The following is an 8,064-nucleotide window of genomic DNA, read 5'->3' on the forward strand; positions in this document are numbered from 1 at the left end:
GAAGGAGCCACCGCCATGGCCGATCCCGTCCACGCCCTCCAGGACGCCCAGCCCGTACCGTTCTGGCTCGACGACCCCGACCGGCCCGCGCCCGCCTCCGCCCTGGTCGGCGACGTACGCTGCGATCTGCTCGTGGTGGGCGGCGGCTACAGCGGTCTGTGGACCGCGCTCATCGCCAAGGAGCGCGACCCCTCGCTCGACGTCGTCCTCGTCGAGGCGCAGGAGACCGGCTGGGCCGCCTCCGGCCGCAACGGCGGCTTCTGCGAGGCCAGCCTCACCCACGGCCTCGCCAACGGGCACCAGCGCTGGCCCGACGAACTCGACGCCCTGGAGCGGCTCGGCGCCGCCAACCTCCAGGCCATGGAGGACACCGTCAAGCGCCACGGCATCGACTGCGACTGGGAGCGCACCGGCTCCCTCGTCGTCGCCACCGAGCCCTACCAGGTCGACGGGCTGCACGAGTTCGCCGAACTCGCCGCCCGCTACGGCAGCCGGCTCGACTTCCTGGACCGCGCGGCCGTCCGCGCCGAGATCGACTCCCCCACCTTCCTCGGCGCCCTCTGGGACCGCGAGGGCGTCGCCATGCTCAACCCCGCCCGCCTCGCCTGGGGCCTCAAGCGGGCCTGCCTCGACCAGGGCGTGCGGATCTTCGAGCACACCCGCGCCACCGGCCTGACCGACTCCCCGCGCGGGATCACCGTCCGCACCCCGTACGGCCGCATCGGCGCCCGCCGCGTCGCACTCGCCACCAACGCCTTCCCCTCGCTGCTGCGCCGCCACCGCCCGTACACCGTGCCGGTCTACGACTACGCGCTGATGACCGAACCGCTGACCGAGGCGCAGCTCGCCTCGGTGGGCTGGCGGGGCCGCCAGGGCTTCTCCGACAGCGCCAACCACTTCCACTACGTCCGGCTCTCCGCCGACAACCGCATCCTGTTCGGCGGCTACGACGTGGTCCACCAGTTCCGCGGCCGGGTGCGGGCCGAACGCGACCAGCGGCCGGAGACCTTCGCCACCCTCGCCCTGCACTTCTTCCGGACCTTCCCCCAGCTGGAAGGCCTGCGCTTCACCCACGCCTGGGGCGGCGCCATCGACACCTGCACCCGGTTCAGCGCCTTCTTCGACCTCTCCCACGACGGCCGGGTCGCCTACGCCGCCGGATTCACCGGCCTCGGCGTCGGCGCCACCCGCTTCGGGGCCGAGGTGATGCTCGACCTCCTGGCCGGCGCCCGCACCGAGCGCACCTCACTGGACATGGTCCGCCGCAAGCCGCTGCCCTTCCCGCCCGAACCCGCCCGCTCGATCGGCATCGGCATCACCCAGTGGGCCCTCACCCGCGCCGATGCCAACGCCGGCCACCGCAACCTCTGGCTGCGCACCCTCGACCGCTTCGGCCTCGGCTTCGACAGTTGACAGGCCCGGCCCGGACCGGAGGCGCCGCAGGGCGGTCAGCCGGTGTGGCGGAGGCCATCGCCGTCGGTGTGGCGGCGACACTGCTGGTCACCGGGCTGACCGGCCGGCACTCCGGCACGCGCCTCGACCGCACAGACCCACGTCAACCGGGCCATGACCAAGCTCCACGCCCGGGACCGGGCCCAACTCGTGGTCTTTGCCTACGAGTCGGGCCTGGTGGTCCCGCACGGCTGACGGTCCCGGCCCCCGGCGGGAGCGGCGCAGCCCGTCACCGCGGCGCCGACCGCCGACGCCCGCACCACGCCGGTGCGGTCAGGACAGGTAGTCCTCCAGCCCGCCGTCGCGCCGGATGTCCAGGGTGACGCAGTGGATACCGCCGCCGAGCGCCCGGGAGTGCCGCAGCCGGAGCGGCAGGACGGTGATCCCGGCGTGCTCCAGCAGCTTGATCAGGCTCTCCTGGCCGGCCTCGACGATCGCCGTGTCCGGGGAGACCATCAGCAGGTTCATGCTGATCCAGCTCTCGCTGAGCGCGTGCTCGGGCGTGTCGCCGGAGGGCTCGGCCGGCGGGCACCACAGGATGTCCCAGCCCCGCAGCGGCTCGGGGACGGTCTCCGGGGTGATCCGCTCGGGGTTGAGCAGCACCAGCCCCGGCCGCAGCAGCGCGATGGTGCTGTCGATGTGGGTGTAGCCGTAGATGTCGCGCAGCGGGTGCAGCCGCAGGCCACCGTCGCCGAGCAGGCCGAGGGTCGATTCGAGCCACTGCAGGCCGAGTTCGTTCCCGCTGCGGGAGACCTGGTAGAAGACGTCCCGGCCGAGCCGCAGGACGTTCGCGGCGTCGAAGACCGGCTCGGCCTCGCCCAGCAGCGGAAGCCCGTCCGCGTCGAACTCGAAGAGCTCGTCCTTCAGTTGCGGACGGGGCGCGGCCAGCCAGCGCGCGCCGCGGCGCAGGTAGTCCTGGAAGAGTCCGCGCAGCCCGAAGACCTCGAAGTAGCGCTGCCGCATCGGACTCGCGACCTCGATCAGGGTCTCGCCGACCACCAGGGTGAGGTCCCGCGGGCAGTAGGAGTGGAAGCCGCCGTCGGCCTTCCAGAGCGGGGAGGCGAACTCGGCGGCGTGGTCGACCGCTTCGGGCTGGTGGACGGTGACGCCGAGGCCGCGCAGGGTGGCGACCAGCGCGTCCAGGTCCTCCTCGGTCTCCTCCACGACCTGCCGCGGGTAGGGGCCGATCTCGATCGAGGCGAGGTCGGCAGCGCTGGTCTTCGGGAAGCAGGACAGCCAGGAGGACGGTTCGGTCTGCTCGGGCAGCCGGGCGCCGGCGGCGGTCCCGACCACGACCTCCCGCAGGGTGGTGAACTCGTCCCAGCTGTGCACCGGACGGGCCGAATCGGACATGACTCCCCCTTGACACGGGTTAAGGGAAACGCGGACAGGGCGGCGAATGCGACGGCTTCGAACCGCACCTCGGACGACGGGACCGGGCCGGCACCGAGCGATCGCGAGCCGTCGGCGGAGCGGGGGCCCCATGAACATGCGGAAACAGCAAGGGAAATCGGAACGGATTCATCGCCGGACCGGCACCGGCCGACCACGGCGTACGGGAAATCACCGGTCGGGCAGCCGAATTCGCTTTTCGAAGGGCCGGGATCGACGGTCAAGCTACCCGGACGACCGACGGCGGCGCAAGGACCGTGATCGGCGTCGAATGCGCCGCCGTGGTGAACCGCCGGTCGATCCGCGCGTTGTTCGACTCCCTTGTTCCGATGCTGATCAATACCCGGGCGAGGGCCTGGACGAGGCACCGGCGCGACCGGCCGCCGCCCCTTCGCGCCGTGGCCCGGCGCTCACCACCGCCAGGCCCGACGGATCCGGCTCCCGCCCGCCAGGGCCAGCAGCGCCCCACCCGCCGCGGCGACCCCGGCCACCGCGAGGTTCTGGCGCTGCGCCCGGCGCCGGTCGGCGACGGCCGCCCGGGCCGACGCCGCCAGGAAGGCCCGCTCGATCCCGGCCGCGGCCAGCTCGCCGGCCGCCACCTGCCGCATGAGCTGCTCCAACCGGACGCCCCGGTACAGCAGTTCCGGGTCCCGGTCGCCGACTGCCCAGCCCCGCGCGGCCGCGGTGAGCCTGCGCTGTTCCCCCAGCGCCTCTCGCCCGTCCGCCAGCCACCCGCGCAGCCTGGGCCAGGCCTGCGGCAGCGCGTGGTGGGACAGCTCGACGGTGTCCCGGTCCACCGTCACGAGCCGTGCCCGGACCAGCCGTTCCATCACCTCGGGTACGCCGGGGTCGTCGAACTCGGCCCGCCGGACCGGCTTGCGGGTGCCCTCGTCGCTCCCCGCCCCCAGGTAGTCGCCCGGCACCGGCTCGCCACCGGGCGTCAGCCCGTCGCCCAGGGCCGTCGCGCCACCGGCGGCGTCCTCGCCGGCACCGGGCAACTCCCCGCCGAGCCGCAGGAACACCGCCTGCACCAGCGCCTGATCGGACGCCTCCAGCCCGTTGTACAGCGTCTCCGCCGTCCGGGCCAGCGCGCCCTCGAAGCCTCCGGTGGCCTGGAACCCCGCCAGGGTGAGCGCGTTGCCGCTGCGCCGTCGCCAGGTCTCCAGCAGGGCCGCGGACACCAGCGGGAGCGCGCCCGGCTGTTGCGCGGCGGTCGAGATGAGGACGGCCAGCAGGGCACCCTCGACGGTGCAGCCGGACCGTAACGCCGGCTCGGTGATCGCCCGCCGCAGCTCGTCCGGTGCCGGACGACCCACCGACAGCACCGCGTGCCGGCCGGCCTCGGCCAGCCCCTGGTGCTCGGCGAACAGCGGCCCGCACTGGTCCGAGCGGAGCACCAGCACCACCCGGCACCGGGCCGGCGCCGCCACCGGCAGCCCGTCCGGTGCCTCGCCCGGAGCGCCCGTGGCGGTCGCCACCAGCGCGTCCAGGAAGCGCGCCCGCTCCGCGGCGTCCCGGCAGCGGGTGCGCAGTTGCTCGCCCTGGTCCACCACCAGCACCGGATCTCCGGCCGGCGGTCCGAAGACACCTCGCGCCGCCTCCCCGACTCGCTGCCCGAGCCGGGCGAGCGCGAGCGCGTACGCCTCCATCGGTCGTTCACCGGGAGTCAGCAGCGCCACCGGGACGCCGCCGTCGGCCGGGGGACGGCCCGATCCGCCCCCGGCCTCGGTTCTCCCCCCGGTAGCCGCACCGGCGCCGGGAGGCCCGCCGAGCCGGGCCAGCAGACCGGCCCTGACCAGCGAGGACTTTCCTGCCCCGGACGGCCCGGAGAGAATCACCAGCCGCCGTTCGGCCAGCAGGGCGGCCAGCCGGTCCAGCAGCGCCTCGCGGCCGAAGAACCGCTCGGCGTCGGCCGCCTCGAACGCCGCCGCACCGGGGTAAGGGGCCCGTCCGGCGTCCTGGGCGCACCGCCGGGCGGCGGTGTCGGCGGCCAGTTCGGCGGCGAGCAGCTGCCAGCGGTGCCGCCACTCCCGCACGTCCCCGCCGCAGGCCTGCACGTAGGCGAGAGTCACGGCGAGGCTGGGCAGCCGCCGGCCGCCCGCTGCCACCGACAGACTGGCCGCCGAACAGTGCGCCCGGAGGGCGAGTTGACGGTACGGCGGACGTCCGGCGCGCTCCCGCAGGGCCCGCAGATCACCCGCGAAGCTCAGCAGCGGCCCGTCCCCGGGGTCCAGTGGACTTTCCCGACGAGGCACTACGGCCCCCTTCTCCCTTGAAGCGGTGTCCTGAAATCCCTGAGTACCCACGCGCCACACGCGCCGCGCGCGCCTCGTGTCGATCCCCCCCGGTGATTCATCATGCACAACACCGCTGGCGTCAAACAATGGTGCATGCGGGTCGGTTGTTCCGAGTTGATGTTCAATGTCCAGTCGCACGGCGCCGAACAAAGCCGGTGGGATAGAACCGGAACCCGCAGCCTTCGCTGACTTCGGAGATATCCATGAAGTTCACGCGGTACTGCCGTTCCCTCCTGTCCACACCCGCGATGGCGGTGGAGCGGTACACCAAGAGCCACCAGTCCGGGGCCGACATCGCCATGGTCGATCTGGAGGATTCGGTCCCACCCGCCCGCAAGGAGGAGGCTCGTCGGCTCGCCGAGGAGTTCTTCGCGCTCCCGTCCACCAAGCTCGCGCGCAGCGCGGTGCGCATCAACACCCTTTCCGGACCGGACGGTCTGCGTGACCTGATCGCCATCACCCGGTACCGCGTCAAGCCGGACCTGGTGCTCATCCCGATGGCCGAGTCGCCCCGGGACATCGAGATCGCCGCCGGCGCGCTCGGTGCGGACTGCCCGGAGACGGAGTTCCTGGCCGTCGTGGAGACTCCGCTGGGCATCGAGCACGCACCCGCCATCGCGGCCGCCGGGCACCGGTTGCGCGGGCTGGTCTTCGGCTCGGCCGACTACGCCTTCGCGGTCGGCGCCCGGCTCTCCTGGGAGGCCCTGGCCCACGCCCGCGCCCGGGTGGTCAACAGTGCCCGCGCCATGGGGGTGGAGGCGATGGACGCGCCGTTCTTCGAAGTCGCCGACCTCGCCGGGCTGCGCCGGGAGGCGGGGCTCGCCCGGGACTTCGGGTTCAGCGGCAAGATCGCCGTCCATCCGCGCCAACTCGCGCTGATCAACGACACGTTCAGCCCGGACGAGGAGCTGCTGGCGCGCGCCCGCCGGGTGGTCGCGGCGGGTCTGGAGAACGGCCGCTCGGTCACCGTGGTGGACGGGGTGATGGTCGGCATGCCGTTCTTCGAGGCCTCGCAGCGTCTGATCGAGCAGTTCGACCTGCCCCGGCCCGACGGCTCGCACCACTCGCAGCACCAGCCACAGCACCACCCGCAGGACCACGCGCCCACCGACACCCCGAACCACGCGACGGAGAAGTGACGATGACCGAAGAATCCATCCTCGGCCCGCGCCGGTACCGCAACGCCGAAGCCATGCTGGCCACCGCCGACCCGGTCTGGCAGGCGGCCGCCGCCAACGGTCTGATCGGCATCACGGTGGACTCGGAGTCCAACAACCGGCTGATCGTCCGCGAGACCGGCCACGAGTTCGCCAACATGGTCTCCTGCGCGTACCTGGGCCTGAACAACCACCCCTCGGTCGCGGCCGCCGCGGTCGACGCGCTGGCCGAGTCCCGCAGCACCTGGCTGGTCACCTCCACCACCCGGATCCGGCACAACCTGCTGGTGCGCCTGGAGGAGGAGCTGGGCGAGCTGTTCGGCGCGCACATCCTGCCCGGAGCGTCCTGCACCGCGCTCACCGCCGGCATCCTGCCGCTGATCGCCTCCGGCCACCTGGACGGCACCTGTCAGGGCGGCGGCGGGCCCCGGGTGATGGTCTTCGACCGCTTCTGCCACTTCTGCATGGCGTACGTGAAGCCGATCTGCGCCGACGAGTCGCTGGTGCTGACGTGCCCGCACAACGACCTGAACTTCCTGGAGGACATCTGCCGCACGTACCCGCGGGTCGCCTACGTGGCCGACGGCGCGTACTCGATGGGCGGCGCGGCGGCCCTCGACGGGCTGCTCGAACTCCAGGACCGCTACGGGCTGTTCCTCTACATCGACGACTCCCACTCGCTGTCCATCATGGGCGAGCGCGGCGAGGGCTTCGTCCGCTCCCGGCTGGAGATGAACCCGCTGACCGTCATCGTCGCGAGCCTCGGCAAGGGCTTCGGCACCGGCGGCGGCGTCGCGATGCTCGGCAACCGCGAGCAGTTCGAGTTCCTGCACCGCCACGCCGGCCCGGTCGGGTGGTCACAGAACGTCGCCCTGCCGCTGGTCGGCGCCTCGCTGGGCAGCGCCGCCATCCACCGCTCCCCCGAACTGGCCGACCTGCAGGCCAAGCTGAACCGCAACATCGACCTCTTCGACGAGCTGCTGCCGACCACCTTCGCGGGCAACGGCCTGCCGGTGCGCCGGGTCGACGTCGGGGACGCCGAGCGCGCGGTCAAGCTCTCCGCCCAGCTCTTCGAACGCGGCTACTACAGCTCGGCGGTGTTCTTCCCGATCGTGCCCAAGGGCGAGGCCGGGCTCCGGCTGATGATGCGCGCCGACATGGACGAGCGGCTGATCCGCGACTTCGCCGGCCACGTCAAGGAACTCACCGCCGACCTCTAGGACCTGGGAGCAGCCGCGATGGACGCAACCGAACCCACCGGCTACCGGCGGATCGGCGAGCGCCGCTACCGCGAGGTGGTCGGGCGCTACTACGAGGAGTTCGAGGTCGGCGAGGTGGTCGAGCACCGCCCAGGCCGGACCGTCACCGAGCTCGACAACGTGCTGATGAGCATGCTGAGCATGAACGACGCCCCCCTGCACATCGACGCCGCCTACAGCGAGCACACCCCGTGGGGGAAGCCGATCGTCTCCAGCCTGGTGACGCTCAGCATCGTCGGCGGGATGACCGCCCGCTCGACGAGCGGGCGCACCATCGCCAACCTGGGCTGGGAGAACATCCGGATGACCCACCCGGTGTTCGCCGGCGACACCCTCTACGCGGAGACCGAGACCCTGGCCAAGCGGCTGTCCAAGAGCCGCACCGGGCAGGGCATCGTGCGCTGCCGCACCACCGGGACGAAGTCCACCGGCGAGGCCGTGGTGGTGTTCGAACGCAGCTTCCTCGTCCCGCTGCGCGGCCACGGCCTGGACGAGGTCGCCGGGTAC

The 8,064-nt window shown here is 72.8% G+C and carries 6 protein-coding genes and 1 pseudogene; 5 read left to right on the forward strand and 2 right to left on the reverse strand.

What is annotated here, in order from left to right; translation table 11 throughout:
- Window positions 1–15: 15 nt before the first annotated feature.
- Window positions 16–1,413, forward strand: coding sequence for an FAD-binding oxidoreductase (locus ACFU7Y_RS09270; RefSeq protein WP_224282741.1), 1,398 nt, complete (start codon window positions 16–18; stop codon window positions 1,411–1,413).
- 126 nt (window positions 1,414–1,539) lie between these two features.
- Window positions 1,540–1,647 (forward strand): annotated as a pseudogene (locus ACFU7Y_RS09275) (DNA-binding response regulator); the annotation flags it as partial.
- Between the two features lie 78 nt (window positions 1,648–1,725).
- Here ACFU7Y_RS09275 and ACFU7Y_RS09280 read toward each other — a convergent pair.
- Both ACFU7Y_RS09280 and ACFU7Y_RS09285 read right to left on the reverse strand, forming a co-directional pair.
- A complete protein-coding gene (locus ACFU7Y_RS09280; RefSeq protein ID WP_224282740.1) occupies window positions 1,726–2,805 on the reverse strand; it encodes an inosamine-phosphate amidinotransferase 1 in 1,080 nt (359 codons plus the stop codon).
- 449 nt (window positions 2,806–3,254) lie between these two features.
- On the reverse strand, window positions 3,255–5,099 hold the full coding sequence (locus ACFU7Y_RS09285; RefSeq protein WP_380767137.1) for a hypothetical protein: 1,845 nt from the start codon (window positions 5,097–5,099) through the stop codon (window positions 3,255–3,257).
- A gap of 245 nt (window positions 5,100–5,344) precedes the next feature.
- Between ACFU7Y_RS09285 and ACFU7Y_RS09290 the strand changes: the two genes are divergently transcribed.
- From ACFU7Y_RS09290 to ACFU7Y_RS09300, 3 genes are all read left to right on the forward strand, one after another.
- Window positions 5,345–6,280: a CoA ester lyase gene (locus ACFU7Y_RS09290; RefSeq protein ID WP_224278573.1), complete on the forward strand. Its 936-nt coding sequence runs from the start codon at window positions 5,345–5,347 to the stop codon at window positions 6,278–6,280.
- A gap of 2 nt (window positions 6,281–6,282) precedes the next feature.
- Window positions 6,283–7,518, forward strand: a complete 1,236-nt coding sequence (locus ACFU7Y_RS09295; protein ID WP_224278571.1) for an aminotransferase class I/II-fold pyridoxal phosphate-dependent enzyme — start codon at window positions 6,283–6,285, stop codon at window positions 7,516–7,518.
- A gap of 18 nt (window positions 7,519–7,536) precedes the next feature.
- Window positions 7,537–8,064 (forward strand): MaoC family dehydratase (locus ACFU7Y_RS09300; protein ID WP_224278569.1); only part of this gene is annotated, 528 nt, incomplete at its 3' end.

Origin of the sequence: Kitasatospora sp. NPDC057542 (genome assembly GCF_042801945.1) — a bacterium.
In the GTDB taxonomy this organism is placed as follows: domain Bacteria; phylum Actinomycetota; class Actinomycetes; order Streptomycetales; family Streptomycetaceae; genus Kitasatospora.